Genomic DNA, 26,708 nt, shown 5'->3' on the forward strand with positions numbered 1-26,708 from the left:
GGATAGGTGGTGTGGTGCGCCACGGGCAGCGGGATAGGTGGCGGTGGTGCGCCACGGGCAGCGGGATAGGTGGCGGTGGTGCGCCACGGGCAGCGCGGGATAGGTGGCGGTGGTGCGCCACGTGGCAGCGGGCGCAGGGGTGAAGACGGCTCTTCCCGGAACTCGTCGGGACATGTCACCCCGACCCTTCCTCCCGCTGGCCGGTGGCCGGATGCTCCAGGACACTGGTTCCGTGCGCACAGTCAAAGCGACGGCCGCGGCCGTCACCGTGGCCCTGGCGGCCGGCGCGGCGAGCGTCGTCGCCGGCCGGCTCGCCAGTGACGCCGCGCTCAAGGCGCCCCCGGGCCGGCCCCTGCCCACCGAGCCCCGGCTCACCGTGCACGGCACGGCGGCGGGCCAGATCACGCTCACCAGGGACCTGGCCTCCCTGCGGCCCGGCACCTACGGCCTGTCCGGCAACGGCTCCCACGCGATCGTCGGCCCCGTCCTGCAGACCGCCCCGCACCCCCCCGACACCGTGGTACGCCGCCTGGAACGCGTCACCCACGGCACCCTGCGCTCCGGCGACAAGGTCTGGCTCACCCCGAACGTGCACATCGGCAACCCGAAGTCCGCGCTCGGCCTCGACCACGCCGACGTTGACATCCCGGGCGAACTCGGCGCCCTGCCCGCGTGGTTCGTGCCCGGCGTCCGCGACACCTGGGTGATCACGGTGCACGGCCTGGGCACCACCCGCGAACACCCCATGAACGTCATGGGGTTCCTCCACCGTCGCCGCTTCCCCGTGCTGGACCTCGCCTACCGCGGCGACCTCGGTGCGCCCCGCTCCCCGGACGGCCTGAACCACCTCGGCGAGACGGAGTGGCGCGACCTGGACGCGGCCATCCGCTACGCCGTGCGCTACGGCGCCCAGCGGGTCGTCCTGCACGGCTGGTCCACCGGCGCCACCATGGCCCTGCACGCCGCCGCCCACTCCGGGCTGCGCGACCGCATCTCCGGGCTGGTGCTGGACTCCCCGGTCCTCAGCTGGGAAACGACGCTGCGGGCACTGGCGGCGGCGCGCCACACGCCGGGTGCCCTGCTGCCGCTCGCGGTGCGCGCCGCGCAGGGGCGCACGGGACTGTACGGCGACCGCCTCGCCGACGCGGCCGACCCCGCGCGGCTCACGGTGCCGACGCTGATCCTCCACGGCCCGGACGACAGGGTGGCGCCCTGGCAGCTGTCCCGCCGCCTCGCCGACCGCCGGCCCGACCTGGTCGCTTTTCGCACGGTTGCGAACGCTCCGCACGGGGCGATGTGGAACGCCGACCCGGACGCCTACGAGGAGGCCTTGCGGCGCTTCCTCACCCCGTTGATGTGACCGCGGGGCGACGGCCCGGAGGCGAACCGTCGTCCACCGGTTCCGTTCAAGGGCGCACCAGTGGCCTGATCACGCCTCCGGGGCCCGCCAGACCCGGTGCGTTGGCCATCCCCGTCGCCCGCCGTGACATTCCGTTTGGGTTTTCGGACCGTCAACCGGAAGACTGCACCCGTGACGTCCCGTATCCCGCGCGACTCCAGGCTTCGACTCGTCCGCCCGCGACCCCTGGCCGCCGCCCCCCGAACCGTGAACCAGCGGCGCTCGCACCGCCCCGCACCGCGCCCTCCCGAGGGCACCCCGGCACCCGCGGAGCTGGCCAGAATGGCGCGCTCCCGCCTGGCCGGGGCGGCCCGCGTCGCCCGCTGGGCCGACGCCGCCCTCGGCCCCGGCCGGGCCGGCGCGACCGCCGACGGCAAGGCCACCCTGTCCGACGCGACCGCCGAACGGGCCGCCCGCGAGTTGGGCCTGACCGTCGCTCAGGTCCGCGCCGACTGGGACACCGCCCGCCTCGCCGGCCTGGTCGAGGTGCACGGCGACCGCGCCCGCCCCGGCTGGCGGCTGCGCGCCTGGGACCGCGACGACAGCGCCGTCCTGCGCGGCTGGGTCGCTCTCTTCGACGCCTGGTCGCTTGCCTGCCCGGAGCCCGCCGGCCACGAGCACGCCGCCGTCGCCGAGGTCGTCTCGGCCATGCCGCAGGTGCTCTCCTTCCTCCAACTGTCCGCCGGCCCCGTCCCCGTGGAGCAACTCCTCGACCTCCTCCAGCAGCGGGTCACCGAACTGCGCACCGAACGCTGCGAAGTCCCCTACGGCCCGCAGCCCGAGCCCGCGAGGCCCACGTCCCCGGTGCCGGGCACCCCCGCCGACACCGCCCCGGAACCCGCCGAGGACACCTCGCTCGCTCCCCTCCTCGACTGGGCCCTGAGCGCCCTCGCCTCCGTGGGTGCCCTCACCTACGGCGACGGGCAGGCCACGCTCACCCCGCTCGGCAGCTGGGCGGTCTGGGTCAAGCTGGAGCAGATCTGCGTCGCCGCCCAGAGCCCCGCCGGGAACATCGAGCAGGCGGCCGAGGACATGCTCCGCGGCTGCGCCCAGCTGCGTCCGAACGCGGCCCGCGCCGAGTACCGCGCCTGGCTCGCCGCCCGCCCCGTCGGCAGCGCCGTCACCGAACTCCTCGACGCCGCCCGCGGCGAGGACGCCCTGCTGCGCGGCCTAGCCTTCGAGGCACTGCGCGTCGTCGGCGCCCCCGCCGAGCCCGACGTGCGGGCCGTGCTCGACGAGCCGACCCTGCGGCCGTACGCCCTGCTGTGGCTGGCCGAGCACGACGGCATCGGCCCGGAGGACGCCCACGAGGTCCTCACCCGGGAGGAGGCCACGTGGCTGTGGGTGGACACCGCCGCCGCCGTCGCCGACCACGGCGAGGCCCCGATGCTCGTCCGGCACCTGGAGTCCGCGGTGCAGCCCACCGTCCCCGCGCTGCTCGACGAGGTGCGCGCCGTCGGTCATCCCCGCACCGTGCAGGTGCTGGTCGCGCTCGCCGCCGCGCACCCCGACCCGGCGCTGGCCAAGGCCGTGCGCCGAGCGGCCTTCCAGGTGCACACCGGGGGCAGCTAGAGGGCTCGGTCCCGTCCGAGGCCGAGGCTTCCTGAGCTCAGGCTTCCCGAGCTCAGGCCTCCTGAGCTCGGCCCTCCCGAGCTCAGGCCCCTGTCTGAGGGGCGTACGTGCCGAAGCTCCAGACGTTGCCCTCGACGTCCCGGGCCATGTAGTCCCGCGAGCCGTAGTCCTGGTCCGTCGGGGGCATCAGGATCTCCGCGCCGTGGTCCACCGCCCGCTGGTAGTGGGCGTCCACGTCGTCCACGACGATGTACACCCCCGTCGGGCCCGCGCCCCGCATCGCCTCGTCGAAGCGGCCGCCGCGACCCTTCGAGCCGAGCATCACCGCGCCGTTGCCCTGCACCAGTTCGGCGTGCTGTACGAGGCCGTCCTCGCCCTCGTACGCCGACAGCTCCGTGAAGCCAAAGGCCTCGGTGAGCTGCTTGATGGCCGCCTTGGCGTCCGCGTACAGCAGCGTGGGGTAGATGCTCGGACGCCCGCCGCCCGTACCTGCCATGCCGATCACTCCCCTGTGAGTCGGTGCCGTCCGTGAGTCGGTACGTGCCGAAACTCCGGCCCGCCGCTCAGTCCGTCAGTCTTGCAGTCGCCACTGACAACGCCCCGCTCTCCGGCACGGGCGCAGGCCGAACAGGCCGAACAGGCCGAACAGGTCGAACAGGTCGAACAGGCCGAACAGGTCGAACAGGGTGAACAGGGTGAACACGCGGACGCTGAAAAAGCGCTTGCACGGCCCCGTTAGACTGGTCTCCATGGCCATTCTCCTCGCGCATTAGACGGCGGGAACGTCCTCAGCCGCCCATCCCGCCACCCACCCGCCCTGGAGTCTGTCCGTGATCTCCGCTTCCGGCATCGAGCTGCGCGCCGGTGCCCGCATCCTCATCGAGAACGCCACCTTCCGCGTCGCCAAGGGCGACCGCATCGGCCTGGTCGGCCGCAACGGCGCCGGCAAGACCACCCTCACCAAGGTCCTGGCCGGCGAGGGCATCCCGGCCGCGGGCACCGTCACCCGCTCCGGCGAGGTCGGCTACCTCCCGCAGGACCCGCGCACCGGCGACCTCGATGTGCTCGCCCGCGACCGCATCCTCTCCGCGCGGGGCCTCGACGTCCTGATCCGCAAGATGCGCGAGAACGAGCAGCGCATCGCCACCGGCAAGGGCGCCACCCGCGAGAAGGCGCTCAAGCAGTACGAGCGGCAGGAGACGGAGTTCCTCACCAAGGGCGGGTACGCCGCCGAGGCCGAGGCCGCCACCATCGCCGCCGCCCTGAACCTGCCCGACCGGGTGCTCGGCCAGCCCCTGCACACACTCTCCGGCGGTCAGCGCCGCCGTATCGAGCTCGCCCGCATCCTCTTCTCCGACGCGGACACCCTCCTGCTGGACGAGCCGACGAACCACCTCGACGCGGACTCGATCGTCTGGCTGCGGGACTACCTGAAGACCTACCGCGGCGGCTTCATCGTCATCTCGCACGACGTCGACCTGGTCGAGACGGTTGTCAACAAGGTGTTCTACCTGGACGCCAACCGCGCCACGATCGACATCTACAACATGGGCTGGAAGCTCTACCAGCAGCAGCGCGAGGCCGACGAGAAGCGCCGCAAGCGGGAGCGGGCCAACGCCGAGAAGAAGGCCGCCGCGCTCAACGCCCAGGCCGACAAGATGCGCGCCAAGGCCACCAAGACGGTCGCCGCGCAGAACATGGCCCGCCGCGCCGAGCGCCTGCTGGCCGGCCTGGAGGACGTCCGGCAGTCCGACAAGGTCGCCAAGCTCCGCTTCCCGGAGCCCGCGCCCTGCGGCAGGACCCCGCTGATGGCCGAGGGACTGTCGAAGTCGTACGGCTCGCTGGAGATCTTCACCGACGTCGACCTGGCCATCGACAAGGGATCCCGGGTCGTCATCCTCGGCCTCAACGGTGCCGGCAAGACCACCCTGCTGCGGCTGCTCGCGGGCGTCGAGCAGCCGGACACCGGCATGGTCGTGCCCGGTCACGGCCTCAAGCTGGGTTACTACGCGCAGGAGCACGAGACCCTGGACCCCGACCGCACGGTCCTGGAGAACATGCGCTCGGCGGCCCCCGACATGGACCTCGTCGAGATCCGCAAGGTGCTGGGCTCCTTCCTGTTCTCCGGCGACGACGTCGACAAGCCGGCCGGCGTCCTCTCCGGCGGCGAGAAGACCCGCCTCGCCCTCGCCACGCTCGTCGTCTCCTCGGCGAACGTGCTGCTCCTCGACGAGCCGACCAACAACCTCGACCCCGCCAGCCGCGAGGAGATCCTCGGCGCGCTGCGCACCTACAAGGGCGCGGTCGTCCTGGTCACGCACGACGAGGGCGCGGTCGAGGCGCTGCAGCCGGAGCGGATCATCCTGCTGCCCGACGGTGTCGAGGACCTGTGGGGAGCCGACTACGCGGACCTCGTCGCCCTCGCCTGAGCACTCCCGGCGCCCGGCACGGCGGTCAGCACCGCTTGATCGAAGGAGTGATCCACTGCGTATGGATCATTCGGCCGATCCGTGATCCATCATCTGAGTGAGATCTCCTCGTACCGAGGTGTGTCCTACATCGATTTCCCGGCCGAGCCCTTATCCGCCAAGGGCTCGGCCGTGGTACGTCCCTGACCTGGTACTTCGCGGAAGAACCCGTTCGGCGGTACGGATGCCGCCGTGTGGAGGGATGGATTCCGCATGTGGGGATGCGCTCCTGTCGTCACAACCATGTCTCACGGACCTTGCCGAATGGGTGGCCATCACGCCCCGGAGGGGTGATCATGAGGGGACCAGAGCGCACTTCCCATGAGGAGGCACGGGTGGCCGAGACTCTGAAGAAGGGCAGCCGGGTGACCGGCGCCGCGCGCGACAAGCTCGCGGCAGACCTGAAGAAAAAGTACGACGCCGGTGCGAGCATTCGGGCGTTGGCCGAGGAAACCGGCCGCTCGTATGGATTCGTGCACCGGATGCTCAGCGAGTCGGGCGTCACGCTCCGTGGGCGTGGCGGGGCGACGCGGGGCAAGAAGGCCACGACGGCCTGACCGCGGGTGGCCATCGGCTTCGACGATGGCCACCCGGTCGGTCGACCGATCGGCCGGGTGGTTACTGTGCAGTCACTTGAGGATGCCCTCGTACGGCATCCAGGATGACCGCACTCATCGGAGGCGCCCCATGGCTTCGCCCGAGCACGACCTCGATCCGGTACTCGACAAGGACGGCGTACGGCTCACCGTCGACGACGCGATCGCCACGGTGACGCTGACCAACCCGGCCAAGCGCAACGCGCAGAGCCCCGCCCTGTGGCGGGCGCTCGCCGAGGCCGGGCGGCTGCTGCCGGGCTCCGTCCGCGTCGTGCTGCTGCGCGCCGAGGGCAAGTCCTTCTCGGCCGGGCTCGACCGGCAGGCGTTCACGCCCGAGGGCTTCGACGGCGAGCCGTCGTTCATCGACCTCGCGCGCGGCAGCGACGCCGAGCTGGACGCGACCATCGCCGAGTACCAGGAGGCGTTCACCTGGTGGCGGCGCAGCGACATCGTGTCCGTCGCCGCGGTCCAGGGGCACGCCATCGGGGCGGGCTTCCAGCTGGCGCTCGCCTGCGATCTGCGCGTCGTCGCCGACGACGTGCAGTTCGCCATGCGCGAGACCAGCCTGGGGCTGGTACCGGACCTCACCGGTACGCATCCGCTGGTGGGGCTGGTCGGCTACGCCCGCGCGCTGGAAATCTGCGTGACCGGGCGGTTCGTGACCGCCGAGGAGGCGGTGAGCACGGGGCTGGCGAACCTCGCCGTGCCCCTGGACCAGCTCGACGGAGCGGTACGGGACCTGACCTCGGCGATCCTGGCCGCGCCCCGGAACGCCGTGATCGAGACCAAGGCGCTGCTGCGCGGCGTCCAGGGACGCTCGTACGAGGAGCAGCGTGCCGCCGAACGCCAGGCCCAGGCCCGGCGGTTGCGGGACCTGGCCGGCGTCGGCGAATGAGCCGTCAGCCCACCGTCGTGACCAGTACGGCCACGGTCGGGTGATCCGTCAGCGCCTCGGCCACGGCCGTCCGGATCTCCCGGGTCACGTCCAGAGCCCGGTGGTCCGTGCGCACCGCCACCTCCACGCGGACATGGCGGCGCGGCAGGGCGTTCTCCTGCTGCCGCTCTTCGATGTGCACCGCCCGGCCCAGGCCGCCGAGCGCGCCCGTCAGACGCATCACCCCGGGGACGGCGAGCACGACCGCGGCCACACGGGTTTCGTCGGCGTCCGCGGCCGTTGCTCCGGCGTCCGCGGCCGCCTCTTCGGCCGTCGGCGGTTGAGGCGGCCGCACGGGGACGGGTACGGGTTCCGCTGCCTCGTCCAGCAGGGCCGTCACCCGTAGGTCGATGTCGGTGACCGTCAGGCCGAGGGCCTCCGCCGCGGCCGCCGCCAGGGTGCCACGCAGGCGGGCCGCCGTCGTCGGCAGCGGCTCGACGGCCGTCGCCGCGAGGTCCGCGGACACGCGCAGGGGACCGGGCGGCAGAGCACTCGGCGGTGGCGGTACGACGGGGGCCTGGCCGTTCTCCGGGTCGGCCAGGGCGACGCGGAGCGCGCCCAGCCGCACCCCCGGCACGTCCTGCGCCGCGCGCCGCAGCACCGCCTCCGCCGCGCGCTCCGCGATCCACGCGGCATCGTGCGGGCCGCCCAGGGGCAGGAGCCTGCCGAGCGCCAACTGGTGCCGAACTGTCCGGGTCCACCCGTCTGCCGTCATTGCTCCAGCCTGCCGCATCCTTGGCGCGCGATCGCGGCGGCGGCCTTACGGTGGCTGGGGGACGACGACCGAAGGGACGTACGGCGATGACCGACATGACGGAGCAGAACCGGACGAGGACCCCCGAGGGTGAGACGGACGTGCCGGACACACCCGGCACGCGCAGGGCCCAGCCGACCAGGCGCGGCGGAGGAGATCCCGCCAAGCGAGGCCGGACCACCATCGCCGACGGTGTCGTGGAGAAGATCGCCGGGCTGGCCGCGCGTGACGTGCTCGGGGTGCACGCCATGGGCAGCGGGCTGTCGCGGACCTTCGGGGCCGTACGGGACCGGGTGCCGGGCGGTTCGAAGTCGGTGACCCGGGGAGTGAAGGCCGAGGTCGGTGAGGTGCAGACCGCGCTCGATCTGGACATCGTCGTCGACTACGGCGTGTCGATCGCGGACGTGGCGCATGCCGTCCGGGAGAACGTGATCGCGGCCGTGGAGCGGATGACGGGACTCGAGGTCGTCGAGGTCAACATCGCTGTCAGTGACGTGAAGCTGCCGGAGGAAGAGGACGAGGAGCCGGAGCCGCGGATCCAGTGACGCCCGGCGACCGGAGCACCGAACGACCGAAGGCGACCGGAGCACCGAACGACCGAAGGCGACCGGAGCACCGGACGGCCGAGGGACGATTGACGGACGGCCGAGGGACGGCTGAGGAGCTGAGGAGCACACGATGAGCATGGCTGTGGTCGGCATGATCGCCGGCATGGCACTGGGCTTCGCCGGATACTTCGGCGGGTTCGGCGCCTTCCTGCTGGTGGCGGCTTTGGGCGCCGTCGGCTTTGTCGTCGGCCGGTTCCTGGAGGGGGACCTGGACCTCGGCGACTTGTTCCGTCCGCGTGACAACCGCCGGCGGTGACCTCCGTGAGCGGCGGAGCCGGTGAGCTCCGCAGATCCCCGGCCGCCGTCGCACCGGGCGAGCGCGGCGCGACCCGGATCGCCGACCGCGTCGTCGCGAAGATCGCCGAGCAGGCGGCGCGCGAGGCGCTCGGGGTGCTGCCGCCGGACGCCGCGCCGCCGCACGCCACGGTCGTCGTGCACCGCGACGCCGCGCACGTCCGGGTCCACCTCGACCTCGCGTACCCGTGCGACATCGGTGCCCGGTGCCGCGAGGTGCGTCGCCGAGTGGTCGAGCGGGTAGGCGCGTTGGTGGGAATGCAGGTGCCGGAGGTCGCCGTCCGGGTGGAGCGGCTGCACCTGGCAGCGGCACACGGCGCGGCACACGGGAGGACGCCATGAGCGAGCCCCGGGGTACCGAGAGCACCACCCGGCCCCTACCGGTCATTGAGAAGGCGACCGACGACGCACTCGGCCAGTCGGCGTCGGCGGCGGCACACGAACCCCCGCCCGTCCTCGACGGCGAGGACGGCGGCAGCGGCCGCTTCTGGTCCGCGCGCCGGGTCCCCGCGGGCATCGTCGCGCTGCTGCTCCTGCTCGCCGCGGGGGCGTTCCTGTACGACGTCGCGGCCGTGCGCGCCCACCGGCCCGCCCTGCGCTGGCGCCGGGAGCTGGCCCGGCAGCTGGCCGAACGGCCCCTGGACGACACCTGGGTGCTGGTCGGCGCCGGCGTCACCGCGGTCCTCGGCCTGTGGCTGGTCGTGCTCGCGGTCACCCCCGGGCTGCGGGACCTGCTGCCGATGCGGCGCACGCACCCCGACGTCCGGGCGGGGCTGTACCGGGAGGCGGCCGCCCTGGTGCTGCGCGACCGGGCCATGGAGATCGCCGGCGTGCAGTCGGTACGCGTACGGCTGCGCCGGAGAACGGCCGACGTGCGGGCGGTCACGCACTTCCGGGAACTCGACGACGTGCGCGCCGACCTGGACGCCGTGCTCGCCGACGCGATCAGGGGACTGGGGCTGGCCCGGCCGCCCGCGCTGTCGGTGCACGTCGCGCGACCCGGACGGCAGGGGTGAGGGCCGTGATCAGGGTCGTCAACCGCGTACTGATCGCCGTCGTCGGACTGGTGCTGGCCCTGCTCGGCGGCTCCGTGCTCGCCGTCGGACTGGGGGTGCGGCCACCCTCGTGGTGGATCCACGACGGGCGGCACGACGTGCTGCTCAGCGTCGCCGAGCGGACGCGGTGGCGGGACGCCGGCTGGTGGTGGCCGACGGTCCTCGCCGCGCTGGCCGTCCTCGTGCTGCTCGCCCTGTGGTGGCTGACCGCCGTGCTGCGCCGGCGCCGGCTGGCCGAGGTGCTGGTGAACACCGGCGACGGCGAGCACGCGCTGCTGCGGGGCCGGGCCCTGGAAGGCGCACTGGCCGGCGATGCGGAGGGGCTGGACGGTGTCGAGCGGGCCCAGGTCCGCCTGACCGGCCGCCGTGACGCCCCCGCGACCCACGTGCGGCTCCTGCTCGAGCCGCACGTGGACCCCGGGACCGCGCTGCATGACCTGACCACCCGGGCCCTGGCGCACGCACGGGACTCGGCGGCCCTCGAGGCGCTGCCGACGGAGGTGCGGCTGCGCGGGGTCAAGCACCGGGCGGAACGGGTGAGTTGACGGCGAGGTGCTGGGCGACACGGTTGAGGGCGCGGGGAACTGTGCGATCAGCCCCACCGGCCCGCAGAGGCCCGTCGGCCTCGACCCCGCGAGAACTCAGAACCCGTGCCGGGCCCCACCATCCACCGGCACCATGATCCCCGTCAGATACGACGCGGCCGGCGACAGCAGGAACGCAGCCGTTCGCCCGAACTCCTCCGGAGTGCCGTAGCGGCGGAGCGGAATGCGGGACTCGTTGGCCGCCCGGGTCGCCTCCGGATCGGCGGACAGCCCGTCCAGCTCGCGCGCGCGATCCGTGTCGATGCGGGCCGGGAGCAGACCGACGACACGGATGCCGCGCGGCCCCAGCTCGTCCGCGAGGGACTTGGCGAAGCCGGCGAGACCCGGCCGTAGGCCGTTGGAGATGGTCAGCCCCGGTATCGGTTCGTACACCGAGCCGGACAGCACGAACCCGATGACGCCGCCCGCCTCCAGCTCCGCGGCGGCCGCGCGAGCGACCCGCACCGCACCCAGGAACACCGACTCGAACGCCGCCCGCCACTGCTCGTCGGTGTTGTCGGCGACGAAGCCGGGCGGCGGACCGCCGACGCTGACGAGGACGCCGTCGAAGCTGCTGAAGTGCTCGCGCGCGGTCGCGATCAGCCGGGCGGGGGCCTCCGCGTCCGCGTTGTCCACGGCCACACCGACGGCGTTCGTGCCCAGCTCGGCCGCCGCGTCGGCGACCCGCTTCTCGTCCCGCCCCGTGATGACCACCTTCGCCCCGTCGGCGACGAGCTCGCGCGCGGCGGCGTTGCCCAGCCCGCGCGTGGCCCCTGTGACGACGTACACCCGGTCCTTAAGTCCAAGATCCATGGCTCCTATCCTGCCCGGTCGCCCCCGTACAGGGCGAGGGCGGTGTGCACCAGGCCGATGTGGCTGAACGCCTGCGGGAAGTTGCCCAGCTGCCGACCGGACACCGCGTCGTACTCCTCGGACAGCAGCCCCACGTCGTTGGCGAGGCCCACCAGCCGTTCGAACAGCTCCCGCGCTCCCTCCGTACGGCCCGTCATGTGCAGCGCGTCCGCGAGCCAGAACGAGCACACCAGGAAGGTGCCCTCGGCGCCCGGCAGCCCGTCGACGGTCGTCCCGTCGGCGCTGTAGCGGCGCAGGAAACCGCCCTCGCCCAGCTCCGCGCGGACCGCGTCGATGGTGCCGATCACGCGCGGATCGTCCGGCGGCAGGAAGCCGACGCGCGGGATGAGCAACAGGGCGGCGTCCAGCTCCCGCGAGCCGTAGGACTGCGTGAAGGTGTTCCGCTCGGGGTCGTAGCCCTTCTCGCACACCTCGCGGTGCACCTCGTCGCGCAGCGCGCGCCAGCCGTCCAGGTCGCCGCGCAGCGTCGGGTTCTCCTCCAGCGTGCGCACGGCGCGGTCGGCGGCCACCCATACCATCACCTTCGAGTGCACGAAGTGACGTCGTCCGCCGCGCACCTCCCACAGCCCTTCGTCCGGCTGCCGCCACGCCGTCCGCAGGAACTCCATCAGCGCGCACTGCAGGGCCCACATGTGCGGCTTGGCCGACAGGCCCGAGTGCCGGGCCAGCGACAGCGAGTCCATGACCTCGCCGTACACGTCGAGCTGGAACTGCTCCACGGCGTCGTTGCCGATGCGTACGGGCGCCGAGCCGGCGAAGCCGGACAGCCACGCCAGCTCGTACTCCGGAAGCCGCCGCTCGCCCGCCAGGCCGTACATGATCTGCAGGTCCGCCGGGTTGCCCGCGACCGCGCGCAGCAGCCAGTTCCGCCACGCCTCGGCCTCCTCGAGGTAGCCGGCCGTCAGCAGCGCGCCCAGGGTGAGGGTCGAGTCGCGCAGCCAGCAGTAGCGGTAGTCCCAGTTGCGCACGCCGCCCGGCTCCTCGGGCAGGGAGGTGGTGGGGGCGGCGACGATGCCGCCGGTGGGCGCGTAGGTGAGCGCCTTGAGGGTGATCAGGGAGCGGACGACGGCGTCCCGGTGCGGGCCGTCGTAACGGCAGCGGGACGCCCAGACCTGCCAGTCCTCGACGCTGTGCGCCAGGGCCTCGTAGGGGTCGACCAGCGGCGGGCGCGGCTGGTGCGAGGGGTGCCAGGTCAGGACAAAGGCCACCTTCTCGCCCTCGGTCACGGTGAACTCCGCATGCGTGCCGAAGTCCTCGCCCCAGGTGCGCACCGCGGGCTCCGAGCGCAGCCACGCCGAGTCCGGTCCGGCGACGGCGACCCGGTGGCCGTCGGACCTGCGCATCCACGGGACGATCGAGCCGTAGTCGAAGCGCAGCCGCAGCGTGCTGCGGACGGTCACCCGGCCGCTCAGACCCTCCACGATCCGTACGAGGTCGGGGGCGCGGTCGCGTTGCGGCATCAGGTCGGTGACGCGTACGGACCCCTCCGGGGTGTCCCACTCGGTGTCGAGGACGAGGGTGTCCGGGCGGTAGGCGCGGCGGGTGCAGGGGCCGGTGGCGCCCTTGGGGGCGATGCGCCAGTGGCCGTTCTCCTCGTCGCCGAGCAGCCTGGCGAAGCAGGCGCCGGAGTCGAAGCGGGGCAGGCACAGCCAGTCGACGGAACCGTCCCTGCCCACCAGGGCGGCGGTCTGCTCGTCACCGATGAGCGCGTAGTCCTCGATCCGCGGGTGCACGGATGTCCGGATTCCCGGCCAACCGAGGGGGCAATCAGGGCCGGGGCTGCGCGAGTGAAACGGTTGCCGACGGGACGGGGCGGGCTCTCAGACCGAGGCCGGTTCGTTCTCCTGCGCCGCTTCCTTCGTCGCCGCCTCCGCCCGTTCGCGGGCCTCGCGGCGGACCAGGACCACCCAGCCGAGCGGGACGCCCGCCGAGAACAGCCACCACTGGATGGCGTACGCCAGGTGCGGGCCGATGTCGCGGTGCTGGGGGTCGGGGATCGGCTCGGGGCTGCCGCCCTTGGGCGCGGGCGCGGTCAGCTCGATGTAGCCGCCGAGGACCTGCTTGCCGAGCCGCTGCGCCTGCTGCGCGCTGCTGATCAGCATCACCTGGCGGTCGGGCAGGCCCTTGACGTTCTTGATGCCGCTCTCCGCGGTCGTCTCGTCGGGCATCAGCCGCCCGGTGACGGTGACCTCGCCCCGCTCGGGCGCCGGGATCTTCGGAAACGTGGTCTGCGCGCCGTTCGCCGGGATCCAGCCCCGGTTGACCATGAGGACCCTGCCGTCGTCGAGGACGAAGGGGGTCAGGACGTGGTAGCCGACCTCGCCGTCGGAGTTCGTACGGCGGCGTACGACCTCCTCGTCCGCGGTGTCGAAGTGCCCCTTCCCGGTGACCCGGCGGTACAGGTCGGCGTGCTTGACCTGCGCTCCGGGCGAGGTCAGCGACTCGGCCGGCACCGGCTTGGCCGCCAGGGATTCGGCGATCACCTTGTTCAGCGCGACCCTGTGCTCATGGCGGTGCAGCTGCCAGAAGCCCAGCCGGATCATCGTCGGGATCAGCGCGATCGCGACGATGGTGAGGATCACCCACTGGCGGGTCAACAGGAAGCGGTACACCCCACGACGGTACAACTCGGGCCGTGGGGTGCTCGCAGAGGGGGGTCTCAGACGCGGTCGACGATTCCGGCCCTCCCCTCGGCGCGGGCGCAGTGGGCGCCGCAGTACCAGTGGCCCTCGACCTCGACGCCCTGCCCGATGATCTGGACACGACAGTGTTCGCAGATGGGGGCCATGCGGTGGATCGCGCAGGCGAAGCAGTCGAAGACGTGCACCGCGCCCTGGGCGTGCACCTCGAAGGTCATTCCGTAGTCATTGCCGCATACTTCACATCTGGCCATGCGCCACAGGGTGGGCCGTGGGCGCGGTGCGGGCGAGCGGGCGGTGGGCGAGTCGTCCGGCAATCACCCGTACGTCCGTCAGCGACCGCCAGTCACCGCACTGACGCGGGCGCTCCGCCCGCCGCTGCCGACGCCCCGCTTCCTTCCTCCGGCGCGCGCTCTCCCGTCGCGGGCGCGCTCTCTCCCGCTGCAGGCGCGCTCTCTCCCGCCGCAGGCTCCACGTCTCGCAGCAGCTGCCCGAACGCCGCCTCGTCCACCATCGGCGTGCCGTACTGCCGCGCCTTGACCACCTTCGACGTCCCCGAGTCCGGATCGTTCGTGACGAGCAGGCTGGTCAGCCGGGACAGGCTGGTGGCGACATGCAGCCCGGCCTCGGTCGCACGGTCCTCCAGCAGCTCGCGGTCGACCGAGGTGTCGCCGGAGAAGGCGACCCGCATGCCCTGCTTGAGGCGTTTGCCCTCTTCGTAGCGGCCGGGGTTGGGATAGGGGCAGGCGGGCCTCCTGCGGGTCGGGCGGGTCGGGCGCCAACTGCTCGGCCGGTAGCCGCCGTAACCGCCTGTCTGCTGGCGTGGCACGGGCCGGTCGGACCACTCCGTCAGCGGCCGGCACTCGTGCAGCGGCAGCCGGACGCCGCCTGCCGCCGCGGCCCGCAGACTGGGCCGGAACGCCTCCGCCAGCACGCGCGCGTCGTCCAGCGCGTGGTGCGCCCGCTGCTGCACGACGCCGAAGTGCGCCGCGAGCGACTCCAGCTTGTGGTTGGGCAGCGGAAGGCCCAGCTCCTTGGAGAGCGCGATGGTGCACAGCCGCTGCCGCACCGGCGCCTCGCGCTTCGCGCGCGCGTACTCGCGTGCGATCATCTGCCAGTCGAAGACCGCGTTGTGCGCGACGAGCACCCGGCCGTCGAGCCGGGCCGCGAACTCCTCGGCGATGTCCTCGAAGACCGGCGCGCCCTCGAGCAGCTCGCTCGTCAGACCGTGGATCCACACCGGGCCCGGGTCCCGCTCCGGGTTGACCAGCGTGTACCAGTGGTCCTCGACCTCGCCGCGCGCGTCCAGCCGGTAGACCGCCGCCGAGATGATGCGGTCGTCCCGGGCCAGGCCTGTGGTCTCCACGTCAACGACCGCGTATCCGTTCGGATACGCGGCCGGCCACGGTGTGGGGGAGGACGCCGGCATCGTGGGGTCTTCGAGCATGGTCCCTGAGGATACGGGCCACGACTGACAGCCCCACGCCCACCCGCCCCCGCGCCCACCTCCCGAAGGCCTGCCGCGGAGGGAGGTTGACGCCGCGTCGACCGGGCGGAGACCGCCGTCGAAGGCGAACTCGACACCGCCGAGCACCCCGCTCAGGTCCTGATCTGGCGCATCATCACCCAGCCAACCGGCGTGCACAGGCAGCACGCAGGCAAGGCAACGTCACCCCCACGGCCTCTCTGCCCTCGGCGCCGCAGCCCATGGCCACGGCGGTGAACATGAGGCCCGAGGAACGCGGACGACGCCGCTGGCGACCATGCCTGCTCAACGACGGCAGACCAGGATGCCGCCCTTGCAATTGATCTCGAACGCCCCTCGCCGGGCGATCTGGCCGGCGACGATGGCACGGGCACGCTCGATGGTCGCGTCGAAGGGCACATCGTGCTGGTCCGCCCACGCCCGGTAGGAGGCCATGTGCGCGATGACCGGCTCCGGGTCGCGGACCGTGATGGTGCCGGGCAACTCGATCGTCTTCACCCGGCCGAACTTCTCGCCCAGGAAGGCCGGGGCCTTCTCCAGCGAGAAGCGGGCGCTCAGCGAAATGCGGGCCGGGCCGCGTTCGGTACCGAGGACATCGCCGGCGGCCCGCTGCCACAGGTCATCGAGCTCGGCCTTGTCGCAATCGCTGTTGGTGGAGGCGAGCACCAGCCCGTCACGGGTCACCACGCGGGACAGCTCCCTGACCGCCTGGGCGATGTCCGGGACGTGGTAGAGCATGTGCAGCGCCAAGGCCGCGTCGACGCTCGCCGTGGCCAGTGGCAGGCGGGTGGCCTCCGCCACGGCGACCGGGCCGGGGACGCCGGCAAGGATGCCGGGGGCGATGTCCAGGCCCAGCACGGTCAGATCGGGCCGGTCCTGGCGGAGCCGCTGGATGAACTTGCCGTTGCCGCAGCCGACGTCGACCACCCGCCCGTGCACCTCGCTCAGCTTCTCGGCGACGATGCCGGGCAGGTCGTAACGGGGCGTCTGCCATTGGTAGAGCGACTGGCGGGCGGCGAGGTCCCGGTCGCCGTTGTAGGCGCTCCTAGCAAGGCGGTTCCGGTCAGTGACGGCGGCGGCATGTGCGGCGGACAGTTCGGTCACGTCGGCAGCTCCGGAGGGTGGGCGGCTGGTGAGGCCGCGAGGACGGCCGTGTGCTGGAGTCGTTCGCGCAGGTGCGCCGCCTGCTGGGCTTCACCGTACTGCGGCCCGCCCAGTTCCCGGCCCAGAGCGGTGAGCCTTCGCACGATGCTGGCCGACATGCGCTCCGGCGGGGAGTCGAGGACGAAGCCGAGCATCTCCTCGGTGCCGTCCAGATCGCCGAGGAGCATGTGGCCGCGGGCGAGGTCGACGTGAGCAGCGAACAGGTCACCGACCGACTGGTCGTCGTCCTCCGCGCTCCTGTAGAGCCGGATCGCGGTGTCCGCGCTGGCGATGGCCTGCTGTACATGCTCCCGGCCGCCCAGGGCCAGACGGGTCGTTCCGGCGTACGCGAACTGCTTGGCGGCCGGGAAAGCGAAGATACGCGACGGCCTGGTCGAGCACCGCGACATCGACGCCGAACACCTGCGCCCAGCTCCCCGCCCGCCTGTTCTGCCCCCAGATCGTCACCGACACCGGCGCCAAGCTGTCCAAGTCGCTGATCCGCGAGGGCCGCGCTCCGTTGCCCGAGTGCCCCGCCGACTGGATGCTCGACACCCGGCAGTGGCCCGGCACCATCGCGGAGTACGCCGAGCAACTGCTCGCCATGACCGCTACCTTGCTGTCCGACCCCCGCCACTTCTTCCGCTCGTACTCGGCCGTCGAAATCCGCCGCATGATGACCGCACCTGCACCCAGGAGCGTTCCCGCCCCATGACCGACACCACCGCCCGCGTCCGCGAGCTCAACCTCTACGCCCAGTACTTCGCCCTCGTGGCCGCAGGCACCAAAACCATCGAGGTGCGGGTGAAATACCCGCACCTCGCCGACCTCGCCACAGGTGACGTCATCCGCTTTCGCATCAAGGGCACCGCCGAGAGCTGCGACGTGAAGGTCAAACGGGTCACCGAGTACCCCGACTTCGAATCCCTGCTCGACGGTGAGGGACCGGCCAACGTCAACCCAACAGCCACCCGCGACCAGCAGCTCACCAACATCCGCGCCATCTTCCCGCCCGAGAAGGAAGCCCTGGGCGCCCTCGCCATCGAGATCAAGCTGGTGCCAGCTTCATAACCTCATCCCGCTCGCCGTCCCCATCGCTCAAACAAAAGCACCCGATTGCACTGCTGGGCTTCCCGCCGACCTTCAAGGACTTTGCGCACAGGAGAGCACGCGTCCCACGTCACCAGTGGTCCACCCACGCATGACGTAAAGACGTGGTTGGAGGATCAACGCAAGCCAGCCCGTCACTCCACAGCTGTTAGGAGGGCTCTCTCCATCGCATCACACGCGAAGTAGTTGCCAAACTTATGGAAGTCGACACGCGCGATACTCGTTTCGACGTCCTCCTCAATACCGTCGAATCGACTGAGTAGCCGAGGGAGAAGGCGGCGTCGGCTCTCCGCGCGGACGGCGCCGACGTGCGCGTGCGTGGTCGACGTCGGCGAGCGCGAGCAGGTCCTCGACCTGGCCGAGTCGGCGTACGAGACGTACGGCGCCGTCCACGTCCTGTGCAACAACGCCGGGGTCGGCTCGGGCGCCGAGGGCTGCAGGTGGGAGCACGATCCGAACGACTGGAAGTGGGCCTTCGCCGTCAACGTGTGGGGCGTCTTCCACGGCATCCAGGCGTTCGTGCCGCGCATGCTCGCGGGCGGCGAGCCCGGCCACGTGGTCAACACGTCGTCGGGAGACGGAGGCATCGCGCCCCTCCCCACGGCTTCCGTGTACGCCGTCACCAAGGCGGCCGTCGTCACCATGACCGATTCCCTAACGCCCACCTGAAGGCGGAGCACGCGCGCGTGGGCGCGTCGGTCCTCTTCCCCGGGCCGCACATGCTGCGCACCGGCCTGTGGGAGTCGCACCGCAACCGCCCCGCCCGCTACGCCAAACAGCGGCCCCGCAGGACCCCACAGCGACGAAAACGGCGGCGGCCACGGCGGAGTCGAAGTTCGGCGCCGGCCTGGCGGCCCGCATGGGCAAGGCACCGTCCGAGGTCTGGCGGGACAACTGCTACGTCGGCGCGAGCTTCATGCGCCCGCACGAGGTGCCACTGCTCGACCGTATCGGGGTCGACAAGATCATGTGGGGGAGCGACAACCCGCACGACGAGGGGACCCACCCCTACTCCCGGGAGGGCCTGCGGATCGCGTACGCGCGCGTGCCGAGGGCGCGGCGATGGTCGGCGGGAACGCCGCCCGGGTCTACGGCTTCGAGTTGGACGTCCTGGACCCGATCGCCGCGAAGGCCGGCCCGACCATGACGGAAGTGGCGCGGCCCCTGACGGAACCGCCGGCGGACGCGACCAGTCCGGTGTTCGCGCGGGGAGCGTCGGTTCGGGTCTGGTGACGGCGGTGGTGCGTTCCTCCGTGCTGTGAGGGAACCGTGCGATCCTCCGTGCTGTGACGGAACCAACGCATGACGAGGCGCACGGTGGCGCGCTCGGCTCCCGCCTCAACTGGCTGCGGGCCGCCGTCCTCGGCGCGAACGACGGCATCGTTTCCACCGCGGGCCTCGTCGTCGGCGTGGCCGGCGCGACGGACTCCCGCTCGACTCTGCTGACTGCCGGGCTGGCCGGTCTGCTCGCCGGGTCGATGTCGATGGCGGCGGGGGAGTACGTGTCGGTGTCGACCCAGCGGGACTCGGAGATGGCCGCGCTGGCCCTGGAGATGCAGGAGCTGCGCGAGCAGCCCGAGGCCGAGCTGGAGGAGCTGACCGAGCTGCTGGAGGAGCGCGGACTGTCCCGTCAGGTCGCCAGGGAGGCGGCGGAGCAGTTTACCGCGCGGGATGCGCTGCGGGCCCACGCGCGCGTGGAGCTCGGCATCGACCCCGACGAGCTGACCAACCCGTGGCACGCGGCCTGGGCGAGCTTCCTGGCGTTCACGGTGGGCGCCCTGCTCCCCCTGCTCGCGATCGTGCTGCCGCCGGCGGGATGGCGGCTGGGGGTCACCGTGGTGTCCGTCCTGGCCGCGCTCGTCCTCACGGGCTGGAGCAGCGCACGGCTGGGGGCGGCGAAGCCCGGGCGGGCGGTGGTACGGAACGCGGCCGGCGGGGCGCTGGCCATGGTGGTGACGTATGCGGCGGGGGCCCTGCTGGGGGCGGCCGGAGTGTAGCGTCGCCCGGTTCCCGCTGGTCCGGGGCACCCTCGGCGAACGGCGGCCCGGCGACGGCGTACCGTGAAGTGCGCTCGACCACCCCCTGAGCGCAGCCCCCACAGCCGAGACACGAGAAGGATCCTCGCCATGCGCGCCACCACCATCCACGCCCCTTACGACATACGGGTGGAGGAGGTGCCCGAGCCCGTGGTGCGGCTGCCCACCGACGCCGTGGTGCGGGTGCTGCGCGCCTGCATCTGCGGCAGCGACCTGTGGGCGTACCGCGGCGAGGCGGCACGGCAGCCGGGGCAGCGGATCGGGCACGAGTTCCTCGGCGTCGTCGAGGAGACCGGACGCGAGGTGACCACCGTCAAGGCAGGCGACCTCGTGGTCGCGCCCTTCATGTGGTCCGACGGTGTCTGCGACTACTGCCGAGAGGGGCTCACCACCTCCTGCGAGCACGGCGGCTTCTGGGGCTCCGTCGGCTACGACGGCGGCCAGGGCGAGGCCGTGCGCGTGCCCTTCGCCGACGGCACCCTCGTCCAGTTGCCCAAGGACGCCGCGTCCGACGACCACCTGCTGTCGGCGCTGCTGACCCTGTCCGACATCCTTGGCACCGGCCATCACGCGGCCCTGGGCGCGGGCGCCCGGCCGGGCGCCACCGTCGCCGTCGTGGGCGACGGAGCCGTCGGGTTGTGCGCGGTGCTCGCCGCGAAGCGGCTGGGCGCCGAGCGGATCATCACCCTCGGCCGCCACCAGGTCCGCACCGACATCGCGCGCCGCTTCGGCGCCACCGACGTCGTCGCCGACCGCGGGGATGCGGCCGTGGAGGCCGTCCGCGAACTCACCTGCGGCCAGGGGGCGTACGCCGTCGTGGAGGCGGTCGGCACCGAGCAGTCGATGCGCACGGCCATCGGCATAGCCCGCGACGGCGGTGCCGTCGGCTTCGTCGGCGTGCCGCACGGCAGCGACACCGGCGTCGACCTGGGTGTCATGTTCGACCGGAACATCGCGCTGCGCGGCGGGGTCGCGCCGGTCCGCGCCTACATCCCGGAGCTGCTGCCCGACGTCCTCGACGGCACCGTCGACCCGTCGCCGGTCTTCGACATGACAGTGGACCTGAACGGCATACCGGACGGCTACAAGGCCATGGACGAGCGCGTCGCGCTCAAGGTGCTCGTCACCAACGGCTGAACACGACCAGAGGCTCACGGCTGGTCGGGACGAGCGGCTCACGGCTGGTCGGGACGAGCGGCTCACGGCTGGTCGGGACGAGCGGCTCACGGCTGATCAGGACCAGCGGATGGGCAGCGGCAGCGCCGTCAGCAGCCCCGACACCACGACCACCACGCCGAGGACGGCGACCTCCGCCCGCGCGGGGGCGCACGCGGTCAGCGGGTCGGGCGCCCGGCTCAGCCGGATCCGCGCCCACAGGGCGAGCAGGGCGACGGCGGCCACCAGGATCACCTTGGCGAGCAGGGTGCGCCCGTAGGCCGTCGTCGTCAGCTGGTGCAGCACTGTGTCCGCCGGCATCCGGCGCAGGGTGCTGCACAGGCCCGTGGCGGTGACCCCCGCCAACAGAACGGCCGCCACGCGCGCGTAGAGACCCAGCAGGGCGGCCCCCGCCTCGGTGCTGCGCCAGCGCCGCAGCGTGCGCAGCGCGTGCAGCAGCGTGCCGACCCACAGCGCCCCGCAGACCAGGTGCACAAGCGTCAGTCCGGAGCCGACCAGCGGGCTGTTCTCCGTCGTGGGGTGCGCGCGCAGGGCCTCCGCCACGATTACGACGGCCAGCGGCCACATCTGGGTCGAGGGGCGGCGCGACAGTGCGCAGAGGCCCGTCACGAGGAAGGCGTTGACCTCCAGCAGGGCCAGGGAGCCGTCCCGGGTCCGGTAAAGGCCGCCCACGTCGATCTGCGTCAGGCTGTGCGGCACCAGGTTGCCGGTGGCCACCACGGAGGCGAGGCCCAGGGCGGCGAGGAAACCGGCGGCGGCCGCGTACAGGGACCAGCTGCGCGGCAGCTCTGCGGGGGCTTCGGGTATGCGGTCGGCCAGTCTGTTCACGAACACCTCGCCCACGGGGACGCATATCGCCGTGAACAGCACTGTCCGCAGCAGGGCTATGCCGCCGACGCCGGGGGCGGCGGCCTCCCCGGTGCCGTGCAGTGCGGCGGACGGGCCGAGCAGCGGGATCAGTGCGGCGAGCGCCACCAGGGCGAGGACGGCGGCCGCACGAGCCGTCGCAGCGCGGCGACTCGTCCCGCTCGCGTCCGCCGCCTTGGTGGCCGGTCGTATCAGCGTCACCCCAGGATCTTCACCAGCCGCCATAAAGGGGGCAAGTGGGCGCAAGCAACTGGGGGAACGGCGTTCCGCGCGACGCCCATTCGCGCCTGCCGCCGGCCCGCCCGCTCAGGCCCACCGGGCAGTGTCCGTCCCCCAGGGCCCCGGAGGCCGCGCCCAGTCGACGGGGCCACCGGCGAAGGCGACGGGCGACCGGGCGTACCGAAGCCTCCCGATCCCGCTGTCCGTCTCGCCGAGCCGGGGATCCGGCCGGTCGTAGGGGGCACCCTCCACGGCGCTTTCCACGGTGCCCACGGCGCTTGCCACGGCGCCTTCCGCGGTGCCCACGGTGCTCTCCCCGGCGCCTTCCGCGGTGCCCTTCACCCCGCGCGGCTCGATCCCGTCCGTCAACCACGCCGCCGTCCGCGCCAGCGCCAGTCGTACGACCCGGCTGCCGCCTTCGTACGACTGCTCCGTCAGCGCCCGTAGCACCGCCGCCGCCAGCAGATAGCCCGTTCCGTGGTCCAGGGCCTGCGCGGGCAGCGCACCGGGCTGCTCGGCCGACCCCTCGATCGCCGCGATGCCGGTGGCGACCTGCACGAGGCTGTCGAAGCCCCGCCGTCCGCCCCACGGCCCGTACCCGCCCCACGCCGACAACTGCGCCACGACCAGCCCGGGCCGCCGCTCGGCCAGCGCCTCGGGGGAGAGGCCGAAGCGGTCCAGGGCGCCCGGCCGGTACCCGGTGACGACGACGTCCGCCTCGGCGAGCAGCTCCTCGAAGGCCGCCCGGTCGGCCGCGAGGTCCAGGGTCGCCGACCGCTTTCCGAAGCCCGTGTCCGCGTGCTGGTCGGCCAGCTCGGGCAGCCGCGGCGCGTCCACCCGCAGCACGTCCGCGCCGAGCAGGGCGAGCGTGCGGGTGGCGACGGGTCCTGCGATGACCCGGGTCAGGTCGAGGACGCGCAGCCCGGAGGCGGGCAGCAGGGGAGCACCCTCGGCCGGCGGAAGCACGCGCGCGTGGACCGCGTCCAGCCGCTCGCGCTCGACCAGCGGCCGCGCCGCCACCGCGGCCCCCTGCTCGTGCGCGGCCCACTCCTCGGGGGTGCGCAGCGCGACGGCGAGGCCCCCGGCCGCGTACACGGCCTCCTCGACGTCCAGTGCCGACCGCTCGGCGAGCGCGGACTCCACGGACGCCCGGCCCTCCGGCAGCCCCAGCGCGGAGAGCAACCGCTCCCGGTGGTGCGGATAGTTGGCGTGCGTGCGCACCCAGCCGTCCGCCGTCCGCCAGAACCGCGACAGCGGGGCGAAGACGACCGGCGCCCGCCCGTCGACCAGCAGATGCCGCTCACTGACGAACGCCGTGGCCACGGCCCCGTCGTCCACACGCACCGCGGGCACCTCGGCGAGCCCCGCCCGCCGTGCCGACAGCTCGGCGGCGGCCAGCGCGCACGCCCCCACACAGGCACGCGCCAACTGCCGTACGGGAAGGCGGGCTTCGAGCGCTCCCCGGCGTACGACGGTCGACACCCGCGAGACGAGGGCGGGATCGCCGCCCAACGCGGACCAGGCGAACTTGATGTCAGTCATGACTGCACTATGTAGTATGTACTGAATCAATACGTGGACCCGGACGTCGCGGCCCGGGTCCACACCGGTTACTCGCTACTTGTTACTCGCTACTTGGTCACCGCGGCCAGCGCGTCCGCCGTGCCCCAGCCGTAGAAGCCGTTGCGGTTCTTCGTGCCCTGGCACACCGCGTCGACCTTGCCGTCGCTGTTGATGTCGTAGGGGTCCGTGCACGGCGTCGCGTCGGCCTCCGCGTACAGCAGCGCCTTCACCAGGGCGGCGGAGGCGTGCGGATGCGTCGACTTGAGCAGGGCGGCGACGCCCGCGACGTGCGGGGTCGCCATCGACGTACCGGCCATGTAGCCCCATGTGCCGCCCGGCAGCGGGCCCAGGATCAGGCCGCTGGTCGCCGGGGGCTCCGGCCTCTGGTAGGCGGTCGAGTCGCCGCCGGGTGCGGCGATGTCGATGACGCCGAGGCCGTAGTTGGAGAAGGACGACTTGATGCCCTTGGCGCCGGTCGCCGCGACCGTGACGACGCCCGGCAACTGGGTCGGTATGTCGAAGCACTTGTGCGGGTCGATCACCCGGTCCGAGGGCGTGGAGTCGTTCGGGGAGGCCGGGTCGGTGACCGAGTGGGACGCGAGGTCGTAGTTCTCGTTGCCCGCCGCCGCGACGTTGACCGTGCCCTTCTTCTCCGCGTACCGCGAGGCCCGGGTGATGGCGTCCACAAGGGCCTTCTGGTCCGGGTCGCCGGTGCAGTTGAAGTACCAGGGGTCGGTGTAATAGCTGTTGTTGGTCACGTCGACCCCGTGCTCCGCCGCCCACACGAAGCCGCAGACCACGGCCTCCGTGTAGAAGAAGCCGGCGGAGGTGGCGACCTTGATGCCGGCGACCTTCACGCTCGGAGCCACGCCCGTGATGCCGACGCCGTTCTTCGCGCCCGCGATCTCCCCGGCCACGTGCGTGCCGTGCGGGCTCTCCGAGGCGCTGGGCCGCCAGGCGCCGTCGGTGGTGTCCGGCTTGCCCGACACGCAGTTGACGGAGGCCTTCCGGTCGAAGTTGGGGGCGATGTCGGGGTGGGTGTCGTCGACGCCCGTGTCGATGACGGCGACGGTGACGTTCCGGCTGCCGAGCGTCTTCTCGTGCGCCTTGTCCGCCTTGATGGCGGGAAGGTCCCACTGCAGCGGCTCCAGCGGGTCCTGCCCGTCGGCCGCCTTGGCCTTCGCCACCTGCGCGGCGCTGAGCACCTTGGGCGTGCCGAGGTCGGTGGTCGACTGCGCGGGCAGCGGCGCGGTGCGCGTGGCGCCCGCCGAGTCGACTCCGCGGATCTTGCGGACGGTCTTGGCGAAGTCGGCGTTCGAGGAGTGGACGACGATCACGCCGATCCGGTCGTACGACGTCACGATGGTGCCGCCGGCCTGGGTGATCGCCTTCTTCACATCGGCGGCGATGCCGTGCCCGGGGCGGACGTTGACGACGTAGCTCAGCGAGGTCGCCGAGGTCACCGAGGGGGCTGTCGGGACGACGTCCGCCGCCGACGCCGTGACATTCGGCAGGAACGCGAGGGCCGTCGCCAGGGCCATTCCGAGCGGAAGGGCCAGGGCGCGGCGGTAGCGCGGGTGAGGCGCTGTCATGTGTCTGTGTCTCCAGTTCGTTCGCGGTACGAGCGGGCCGGTGCGGGAAGTCCCGTGAAGCGGCGGCTACTTGACCGCGCGCAGCGCGTTGACGATCCCGAACCCGTAGAAGCCGTTGACGCGCTTGCCGCCGACGCAGGTCGCGTCCACGACCCCGTCGCCGTCCCCGTCGTACGGGTCGCTCGGGCAGCCCGGGTTGTCCGCCTCGGCCTTGAGCAGTGCCTGCAACTGTGCCGGAGTGGCGTGCGAATGGGCGGACTTCAGCAGGGCGGCCGCGGCGGCGACGTGCGGGGTGGCCATCGACGTGCCCTGGAGGAAGCCGTACTGGTTGTTGGGCAGCGTGGACAGGATGCGGCCGTTCTTCGACGGCGTGTCCGGGATCTGGTACTTGTCGCCGCCCGGCGCGGCGACGTCGATCACACCGGCGCCGTAGCTGGAGTAGTACGACTTGGCGCCCTTGACGCCCGTCGCGCTGACCGTGACGACGCCCGGCAACTGGGTCGGCACGTCGAAACACGTGTGCGGGTCGACCGTGCGGTTCACGGGGGGCGAGTCGTCGGGGCTGGAGTCGTCGACGATGGCGTCGGAGTCGAGGTCGTAGCCCGAGTTGCCGGCCGCGGCGACGCTCAGTGTGCCCTTGCTCCGCGCGTACAGCTGGGCCCGGTTGACCGCGTCGACGATGGCCTTCTGGTCGGGATCGTCGAGGCAGTTGTACTGCCACGGGTCCACGTAGTAGCTGTTGTTGGTGATCTCCACGCCGTGGTCGGCGGCGAACACGAAGGCGCAGACGACGCTTTGGGGGTAGAACAGCTGGCCCGGGTCCGGCTGGGCGACCGTGATGCCGGCGACCTTCACGCCGGGCGCCATGCCCGCGACACCTGTGCCGTTGCGGGCCGCGGCTATCTCGCCCGCCACGTGTGTGCCGTGGTAGTGGTCCGCGTCCACCGGCCGCCAGGAGCCGTACGTGGTGTCCGCCTTGCCGCTGACGCAGTTCGCGGACTGCGAGGGGGAGAAGTTCGGGGCGATGTCCGGGTGCGTGTCGTCGACGCCGGTGTCGATGACGGCGACGGTCACGTTCCTGCTGCCCGGGTTGATCTTCGCGGCCTTGTCGGCGCCGATCGCCCGCAGGTCCCACTGGTCGGCCTCTAGGGGTTCGCTGTCACCCGCCGAAGCCTTCTCGACCTTCGCGGCCTCCGCCTTGGAGAGGTACTGCACCGCGCCCTCGTCCGTCGTCCCGGACGCGCTCAGCGGCGCGGTGCGGGTGGCACCCGCCGACTGCACTCCCCGCACCGCGCGTATCTGCTGGGCGAAGTCCGGGTTCGCGGAGTGGACCACGATCACGCCGATCCTGTCGTACGTCACAACGACGCTGCCGCCGACCGCGGTGACCGCCTTCTGCACCGACTCGATCGTGCGACGGTCGAGCTTCGTGTTGACGACGTATGCCAGGGCGGGCGCGTCCGTGGCCTGCGCGGCGGACTCCGCGCGGGGCGTCGCCGACGCCGCCGACGGGAGGAAGCCGAGCGAGGCGGTCAGCGACAAAACGACCGGTACGGCGAGGGCGAGCCGGCGTCTGGAGCGCAGATGAGCCATGGGATCTCCACATCATCCGGGTACAGAAGAGCCCGAGACACAGGTGGTGCTCGGGCAGGTACATGACGGGTGTGCAGGGCGAAGCTATCTCCCTGTCTCGCCGGCCAGCAATGACCTGTGGAGACGACCTCTGAAAGTAATCAGATG

At 72.4% G+C, this 26,708-nt stretch carries 27 protein-coding genes and 3 pseudogenes; 16 read left to right on the forward strand and 14 right to left on the reverse strand.

Annotated features, from left to right (window positions below):
* Positions 1–232 precede the first annotated feature (232 nt).
* Both ABZV31_RS14625 and ABZV31_RS14630 read left to right on the forward strand, forming a co-directional pair.
* Positions 233–1,360, forward strand: coding sequence for an alpha/beta fold hydrolase (locus ABZV31_RS14625; protein ID WP_355892877.1), 1,128 nt, complete (start codon positions 233–235; stop codon positions 1,358–1,360).
* 171 nt (positions 1,361–1,531) lie between these two features.
* The gene (locus tag ABZV31_RS14630) at positions 1,532–2,971 is read left to right on the forward strand and encodes a hypothetical protein (protein ID WP_355892880.1); all 1,440 of its coding nucleotides are present in this window, start codon (positions 1,532–1,534) and stop codon (positions 2,969–2,971) included.
* Between the two features lie 82 nt (positions 2,972–3,053).
* Here the strand turns inward: ABZV31_RS14630 and ABZV31_RS14635 are convergent, their stop codons facing one another.
* Both ABZV31_RS14635 and ABZV31_RS14640 read right to left on the reverse strand, forming a co-directional pair.
* The gene (locus ABZV31_RS14635; RefSeq protein ID WP_355892883.1) at positions 3,054–3,467 is read right to left on the reverse strand and encodes a VOC family protein; all 414 of its coding nucleotides are present in this window, start codon (positions 3,465–3,467) and stop codon (positions 3,054–3,056) included.
* Between the two features lie 75 nt (positions 3,468–3,542).
* Positions 3,543–3,722, reverse strand: a complete 180-nt coding sequence (locus tag ABZV31_RS14640; protein ID WP_355892886.1) for a hypothetical protein — start codon at positions 3,720–3,722, stop codon at positions 3,543–3,545.
* A gap of 79 nt (positions 3,723–3,801) precedes the next feature.
* Between ABZV31_RS14640 and ABZV31_RS14645 the strand changes: the two genes are divergently transcribed.
* The 3 genes from ABZV31_RS14645 (at position 3,802) to ABZV31_RS14655 (ending at position 6,930) form a co-directional block, all read left to right on the forward strand.
* Entirely contained in the window at positions 3,802–5,400 is a 1,599-nt protein-coding gene (locus tag ABZV31_RS14645; protein WP_355892889.1) for an ABC-F family ATP-binding cassette domain-containing protein, read from the forward strand.
* Between the two features lie 374 nt (positions 5,401–5,774).
* Positions 5,775–5,996, forward strand: coding sequence for a helix-turn-helix domain-containing protein (locus ABZV31_RS14650; protein ID WP_053128672.1), 222 nt, complete (start codon positions 5,775–5,777; stop codon positions 5,994–5,996).
* A gap of 130 nt (positions 5,997–6,126) precedes the next feature.
* Positions 6,127–6,930 (forward strand): enoyl-CoA hydratase/isomerase family protein, encoded by an 804-nt coding sequence (locus tag ABZV31_RS14655; protein ID WP_355892892.1) that lies wholly within the window; start codon positions 6,127–6,129, stop codon positions 6,928–6,930.
* Between the two features lie 4 nt (positions 6,931–6,934).
* On the opposite strand, the gene ABZV31_RS14660 is transcribed toward ABZV31_RS14655, so the two are convergent.
* Entirely contained in the window at positions 6,935–7,684 is a 750-nt protein-coding gene (locus ABZV31_RS14660; protein WP_355892895.1) for a nucleopolyhedrovirus P10 family protein, read from the reverse strand.
* Positions 7,685–7,770: 86 nt separating this feature from the next.
* Between ABZV31_RS14660 and ABZV31_RS14665 the strand changes: the two genes are divergently transcribed.
* The 5 genes from ABZV31_RS14665 (at position 7,771) to amaP (ending at position 10,225) form a co-directional block, all read left to right on the forward strand.
* Positions 7,771–8,268 carry an Asp23/Gls24 family envelope stress response protein gene (locus tag ABZV31_RS14665; RefSeq protein ID WP_355892898.1) on the forward strand — a complete coding sequence of 166 codons (498 nt, stop codon included), beginning with the start codon at positions 7,771–7,773 and terminating at the stop codon, positions 8,266–8,268.
* A 133-nt stretch (positions 8,269–8,401) separates the two neighbouring features.
* A complete protein-coding gene (locus ABZV31_RS14670) occupies positions 8,402–8,587 on the forward strand; it encodes a hypothetical protein (protein WP_355892901.1) in 186 nt (61 codons plus the stop codon).
* Positions 8,584–8,967 (forward strand): hypothetical protein, encoded by a 384-nt coding sequence (locus tag ABZV31_RS14675; RefSeq protein WP_355892904.1) that lies wholly within the window; start codon positions 8,584–8,586, stop codon positions 8,965–8,967. Before ABZV31_RS14670 ends, ABZV31_RS14675 begins: the two co-directional genes overlap by 4 nt.
* On the forward strand, positions 8,964–9,641 hold the full coding sequence (locus tag ABZV31_RS14680) for a DUF6286 domain-containing protein (protein WP_355892907.1): 678 nt from the start codon (positions 8,964–8,966) through the stop codon (positions 9,639–9,641). The genes ABZV31_RS14675 and ABZV31_RS14680 overlap by 4 nt, the downstream gene beginning before the upstream one ends.
* Positions 9,638–10,225 (forward strand): alkaline shock response membrane anchor protein AmaP, encoded by a 588-nt coding sequence (gene amaP, locus ABZV31_RS14685; protein WP_355892910.1) that lies wholly within the window; start codon positions 9,638–9,640, stop codon positions 10,223–10,225. Before ABZV31_RS14680 ends, amaP begins: the two co-directional genes overlap by 4 nt.
* A gap of 96 nt (positions 10,226–10,321) precedes the next feature.
* Here amaP and ABZV31_RS14690 read toward each other — a convergent pair whose 3' ends face one another.
* The 7 genes from ABZV31_RS14690 to ABZV31_RS14720 all read right to left on the reverse strand — a co-directional run bounded on the left by ABZV31_RS14690 (position 10,322) and on the right by ABZV31_RS14720 (position 16,815).
* Positions 10,322–11,077, reverse strand: coding sequence for an SDR family oxidoreductase (locus ABZV31_RS14690; RefSeq protein WP_355892913.1), 756 nt, complete (start codon positions 11,075–11,077; stop codon positions 10,322–10,324).
* 5 nt (positions 11,078–11,082) lie between these two features.
* Positions 11,083–12,870, reverse strand: a complete 1,788-nt coding sequence (locus ABZV31_RS14695) for a glycoside hydrolase family 15 protein (protein WP_355892916.1) — start codon at positions 12,868–12,870, stop codon at positions 11,083–11,085.
* Positions 12,871–12,957: 87 nt separating this feature from the next.
* A complete protein-coding gene (locus ABZV31_RS14700) occupies positions 12,958–13,749 on the reverse strand; it encodes an SURF1 family protein (protein WP_355892919.1) in 792 nt (263 codons plus the stop codon).
* 47 nt (positions 13,750–13,796) lie between these two features.
* Positions 13,797–14,030 carry a hypothetical protein gene (locus ABZV31_RS14705; RefSeq protein ID WP_355892922.1) on the reverse strand — a complete coding sequence of 78 codons (234 nt, stop codon included), beginning with the start codon at positions 14,028–14,030 and terminating at the stop codon, positions 13,797–13,799.
* Between the two features lie 92 nt (positions 14,031–14,122).
* Entirely contained in the window at positions 14,123–15,223 is a 1,101-nt protein-coding gene (locus ABZV31_RS14710) for a DEDDh family exonuclease (protein ID WP_355892924.1), read from the reverse strand.
* 324 nt (positions 15,224–15,547) lie between these two features.
* Positions 15,548–16,366 (reverse strand): class I SAM-dependent methyltransferase, encoded by an 819-nt coding sequence (locus ABZV31_RS14715; RefSeq protein ID WP_355892927.1) that lies wholly within the window; start codon positions 16,364–16,366, stop codon positions 15,548–15,550.
* Entirely contained in the window at positions 16,363–16,815 is a 453-nt protein-coding gene (locus ABZV31_RS14720; RefSeq protein ID WP_355892930.1) for a hypothetical protein, read from the reverse strand. The genes ABZV31_RS14715 and ABZV31_RS14720 overlap by 4 nt, the downstream gene beginning before the upstream one ends.
* A 20-nt stretch (positions 16,816–16,835) precedes the next feature.
* Between ABZV31_RS14720 and ABZV31_RS14725 the strand changes: the two are divergent.
* The 6 genes and pseudogenes from ABZV31_RS14725 to ABZV31_RS14750 all read left to right on the forward strand — a co-directional run.
* Positions 16,836–17,120 (forward strand): annotated as a pseudogene (locus ABZV31_RS14725) (hypothetical protein); the annotation flags it as partial.
* Entirely contained in the window at positions 17,117–17,476 is a 360-nt protein-coding gene (locus tag ABZV31_RS14730) for an ASCH domain-containing protein (RefSeq protein ID WP_355892933.1), read from the forward strand. The pseudogene ABZV31_RS14725 and the gene ABZV31_RS14730, both read left to right, overlap by 4 nt.
* Before the next feature lie 308 nt (positions 17,477–17,784).
* A pseudogene (locus ABZV31_RS14735) lies at positions 17,785–18,312 on the forward strand (SDR family NAD(P)-dependent oxidoreductase); the annotation flags it as partial.
* A gap of 17 nt (positions 18,313–18,329) precedes the next feature.
* Positions 18,330–18,748 (forward strand): annotated as a pseudogene (locus ABZV31_RS14740) (amidohydrolase family protein); the annotation flags it as partial.
* 53 nt (positions 18,749–18,801) lie between these two features.
* Positions 18,802–19,512, forward strand: a complete 711-nt coding sequence (locus tag ABZV31_RS14745) for a VIT family protein (RefSeq protein ID WP_355892936.1) — start codon at positions 18,802–18,804, stop codon at positions 19,510–19,512.
* A gap of 129 nt (positions 19,513–19,641) precedes the next feature.
* The gene (locus ABZV31_RS14750) at positions 19,642–20,688 is read left to right on the forward strand and encodes a zinc-dependent alcohol dehydrogenase family protein (protein WP_355892938.1); all 1,047 of its coding nucleotides are present in this window, start codon (positions 19,642–19,644) and stop codon (positions 20,686–20,688) included.
* Positions 20,689–20,784: 96 nt separating this feature from the next.
* On the opposite strand, the gene ABZV31_RS14755 is transcribed toward ABZV31_RS14750, so the two are convergent.
* The 4 genes from ABZV31_RS14755 to ABZV31_RS14770 all read right to left on the reverse strand — a co-directional run bounded on the left by ABZV31_RS14755 (position 20,785) and on the right by ABZV31_RS14770 (position 26,561).
* Positions 20,785–21,795, reverse strand: a complete 1,011-nt coding sequence (locus ABZV31_RS14755) for a CopD family protein (RefSeq protein ID WP_355892941.1) — start codon at positions 21,793–21,795, stop codon at positions 20,785–20,787.
* Between the two features lie 105 nt (positions 21,796–21,900).
* A complete protein-coding gene (locus tag ABZV31_RS14760) occupies positions 21,901–23,355 on the reverse strand; it encodes a CoA transferase (RefSeq protein ID WP_355892944.1) in 1,455 nt (484 codons plus the stop codon).
* 89 nt (positions 23,356–23,444) lie between these two features.
* The gene (locus tag ABZV31_RS14765) at positions 23,445–24,968 is read right to left on the reverse strand and encodes a S8 family serine peptidase (RefSeq protein ID WP_355892946.1); all 1,524 of its coding nucleotides are present in this window, start codon (positions 24,966–24,968) and stop codon (positions 23,445–23,447) included.
* A 66-nt stretch (positions 24,969–25,034) separates the two neighbouring features.
* Positions 25,035–26,561: a S8 family serine peptidase gene (locus ABZV31_RS14770; RefSeq protein ID WP_355892949.1), complete on the reverse strand. Its 1,527-nt coding sequence runs from the start codon at positions 26,559–26,561 to the stop codon at positions 25,035–25,037.
* Between the last annotated feature and the right edge of the window lie 147 nt (positions 26,562–26,708).

The sequence above is a fragment of the Streptomyces sp. NPDC005202 genome (genome assembly GCF_040608235.1).
Taxonomy (GTDB): Bacteria; Actinomycetota; Actinomycetes; order Streptomycetales; family Streptomycetaceae; genus Streptomyces.

Excerpts from the sequence above, each read along its gene's own strand:
- ABZV31_RS14770 (WP_355892949.1), bottom strand. The coding sequence starts at position 26,561 with ATGGCTCATCTGCGCTCCAGACGCCGGCTCGCCCTCGCCGTACCGGTC.
- ABZV31_RS14730 (WP_355892933.1), top strand. The coding sequence starts at position 17,117 with ATGACCGACACCACCGCCCGCGTCCGCGAGCTCAACCTCTACGCCCAG.
- ABZV31_RS14765 (WP_355892946.1), bottom strand. The coding sequence starts at position 24,968 with ATGACAGCGCCTCACCCGCGCTACCGCCGCGCCCTGGCCCTTCCGCTC.
- ABZV31_RS14665 (WP_355892898.1), top strand. The coding sequence starts at position 7,771 with ATGACCGACATGACGGAGCAGAACCGGACGAGGACCCCCGAGGGTGAG.
- ABZV31_RS14710 (WP_355892924.1), bottom strand. The coding sequence starts at position 15,223 with ATGCTCGAAGACCCCACGATGCCGGCGTCCTCCCCCACACCGTGGCCG.
- ABZV31_RS14760 (WP_355892944.1), bottom strand. The coding sequence starts at position 23,355 with ATGACTGACATCAAGTTCGCCTGGTCCGCGTTGGGCGGCGATCCCGCC.
- ABZV31_RS14750 (WP_355892938.1), top strand. The coding sequence starts at position 19,642 with ATGCGCGCCACCACCATCCACGCCCCTTACGACATACGGGTGGAGGAG.
- ABZV31_RS14705 (WP_355892922.1), bottom strand. The coding sequence starts at position 14,030 with ATGGCCAGATGTGAAGTATGCGGCAATGACTACGGAATGACCTTCGAG.
- ABZV31_RS14655 (WP_355892892.1), top strand. The coding sequence starts at position 6,127 with ATGGCTTCGCCCGAGCACGACCTCGATCCGGTACTCGACAAGGACGGC.
- ABZV31_RS14640 (WP_355892886.1), bottom strand. The coding sequence starts at position 3,722 with ATGGAGACCAGTCTAACGGGGCCGTGCAAGCGCTTTTTCAGCGTCCGC.
- ABZV31_RS14720 (WP_355892930.1), bottom strand. The coding sequence starts at position 16,815 with ATGTCGCGGTGCTCGACCAGGCCGTCGCGTATCTTCGCTTTCCCGGCC.
- ABZV31_RS14660 (WP_355892895.1), bottom strand. The coding sequence starts at position 7,684 with ATGACGGCAGACGGGTGGACCCGGACAGTTCGGCACCAGTTGGCGCTC.
- ABZV31_RS14690 (WP_355892913.1), bottom strand. The coding sequence starts at position 11,077 with ATGGATCTTGGACTTAAGGACCGGGTGTACGTCGTCACAGGGGCCACG.
- ABZV31_RS14680 (WP_355892907.1), top strand. The coding sequence starts at position 8,964 with ATGAGCGAGCCCCGGGGTACCGAGAGCACCACCCGGCCCCTACCGGTC.
- ABZV31_RS14670 (WP_355892901.1), top strand. The coding sequence starts at position 8,402 with ATGAGCATGGCTGTGGTCGGCATGATCGCCGGCATGGCACTGGGCTTC.
- ABZV31_RS14635 (WP_355892883.1), bottom strand. The coding sequence starts at position 3,467 with ATGGCAGGTACGGGCGGCGGGCGTCCGAGCATCTACCCCACGCTGCTG.